Origin of the sequence: Acinetobacter sp. YH01020 (assembly GCF_013420275.1) — a bacterium.
GTDB classification, from domain to species: Bacteria; Pseudomonadota; Gammaproteobacteria; order Pseudomonadales; family Moraxellaceae; genus Acinetobacter; species Acinetobacter amyesii.
This window is the reverse complement of the sequence record NZ_VOYN01000115.1, coordinates 1-1,940: the sequence shown is the minus strand read 5'-3', so window position 1 is coordinate 1,940 and position 1,940 is coordinate 1. Positions and strand designations below refer to the sequence as shown.

At 55.8% G+C, this 1,940-nt stretch carries 2 protein-coding genes and 1 pseudogene; 1 reads left to right on the top strand and 2 read right to left on the bottom strand.

Going from position 1 to position 1,940, the window contains the following annotated elements; all coding sequences use genetic code 11:
• Positions 1-603 (top strand): annotated as a pseudogene (gene intI1, locus FTT85_RS18355) (class 1 integron integrase IntI1); the annotation flags it as partial.
• A 174-nt stretch (positions 604-777) separates the two neighbouring features.
• On the opposite strand, the gene FTT85_RS18350 reads toward intI1, so the two are convergent.
• Both FTT85_RS18350 and aac(6')-Ib read right to left on the bottom strand, forming a co-directional pair.
• Positions 778-1,206, bottom strand: coding sequence for a TonB-dependent receptor domain-containing protein (locus tag FTT85_RS18350; protein WP_180042092.1), 429 nt, complete (start codon positions 1,204-1,206; stop codon positions 778-780).
• Between the two features lie 50 nt (positions 1,207-1,256).
• The gene (aac(6')-Ib, locus tag FTT85_RS18345) at positions 1,257-1,817 is read right to left on the bottom strand and encodes an AAC(6')-Ib family aminoglycoside 6'-N-acetyltransferase (RefSeq protein ID WP_218955511.1); all 561 of its coding nucleotides are present in this window, start codon (positions 1,815-1,817) and stop codon (positions 1,257-1,259) included.
• Positions 1,818-1,940: the final 123 nt, after the last annotated feature.

Genomic DNA, 1,940 nt, shown 5'->3' with positions numbered 1-1,940 from the left:
CAGCTTCTGTATGGAACGGGCATGCGGATCAGTGAGGGTTTGCAACTGCGGGTCAAGGATCTGGATTTCGATCACGGCACGATCATCGTGCGGGAGGGCAAGGGCTCCAAGGATCGGGCCTTGATGTTACCCGAGAGCTTGGCACCCAGCCTGCGCGAGCAGCTGTCGCGTGCACGGGCATGGTGGCTGAAGGACCAGGCCGAGGGCCGCAGCGGCGTTGCGCTTCCCGACGCCCTTGAGCGGAAGTATCCGCGCGCCGGGCATTCCTGGCCGTGGTTCTGGGTTTTTGCGCAGCACACGCATTCGACCGATCCACGGAGCGGTGTCGTGCGTCGCCATCACATGTATGACCAGACCTTTCAGCGCGCCTTCAAACGTGCCGTAGAACAAGCAGGCATCACGAAGCCCGCCACACCGCACACCCTCCGCCACTCGTTCGCGACGGCCTTGCTCCGCAGCGGTTACGACATTCGAACCGTGCAGGATCTGCTCGGCCATTCCGACGTCTCTACGACGATGATTTACACGCATGTGCTGAAAGTTGGCGGTGCCGGAGTGCGCTCACCGCTTGATGCGCTGCCGCCCCTCACTAGTGAGAGGTAGGGCAGCGCAAGTCAATCCTGGCGGATTCACTACCCCTGCGCGAAGGCCATCGGTGCCGCATCGAACGGCCGGTTGCGGAAAGTCCTCCCTGCGTCCGCTGATGGCCGGCAGCAGCCCGTCGTTGCCTGATGGATCCAACCCCTCCGCTGCTATAGTGCAGTCGGCTTCTGACGTTCAGTGCAGCCGTCTTCTGAAAACGACAGCCACCATGAAAGTCCGTCCCTGACCTGAACCTGATGTATTGAGCGCAGGGGTGTAGGTTTTGTTGAAGACGTTATTAACTCTCAATGTCAGGTCAACATTGTTGGTAAACTTGTAATTGGCAAATACATCAACCAGCGCATAGGATGGTGTCTTGGCTGCTGATGTTGTTTTGCCGCTGGATACATAATTGTAACGCGCCCCCGCAGTCAGCTTTTCTTCCAAGAAGCGTGCACCCGCTGTCAGCGTGAACGTGTGATCAGGGAGATAGTTATTGGATCCCAGACCTGGCATCTGAGCTGGCATATTGGTTTTGGTGTAGGAATAGCTGACACCAGCAAAAGCAAAGCGCGCATCATAATTTGTTTGCAGTTCAAAACCACTGCATCTAACGTTTGACATGAGGGGCGGCCAAGGGCGCCAGCCCTTGGACGTCCCCCTCGATGGAAGGGTTAGGCATCACTGCGTGTTCGCTCGAATGCCTGGCGTGTTTGAACCATGTACACGGCTGGACCATCTGGGGTGGTTACGGTACCTTGCCTCTCAAACCCCGCTTTCTCGTAGCATCGGATCGCTCGCAAGTTGCTCGGCGACGGGTCCGTTTGGATCTTGGTGACCTCGGGATCATTGAACAGCAACTCAACCAGAGCTCGAACCAGCTTGGTTCCCAAGCCTTTGCCCAGTTGTGATGCATTCGCCAGTGACTGGTCTATTCCGCGTACTCCTGGATCGGTTTCTTCTTCCCACCATCCGTCCCCGCTTCCAAGAGCAACGTACGACTGGGCATACCCAATCGGCTCTCCATTCAGCATTGCAATGTATGGAGTGACGGACTCTTGCGCTAAAACGCTTGGCAAGTACTGTTCCTGTACGTCAGCAAGTGTCGGGCGTGCTTCTTCTCCGCCCCACCACTCGACGATATGAGATCGATTTAGCCACTCATAGAGCATCGCAAGGTCATGCTCAGTCATGAGGCGCAGTGTGACGGAATCGGTGCTGTTGGTCACGATCATGATATATCTCCCAATTTGTGTAGGGCTTATTATGCACGCTTAAAAATAATAAAAGCAGACTTGACCTGATAGTTTGGCTGTGAGCAATTATGTGCTTAGTGCATCTAACGCCGGAGTTAAGCC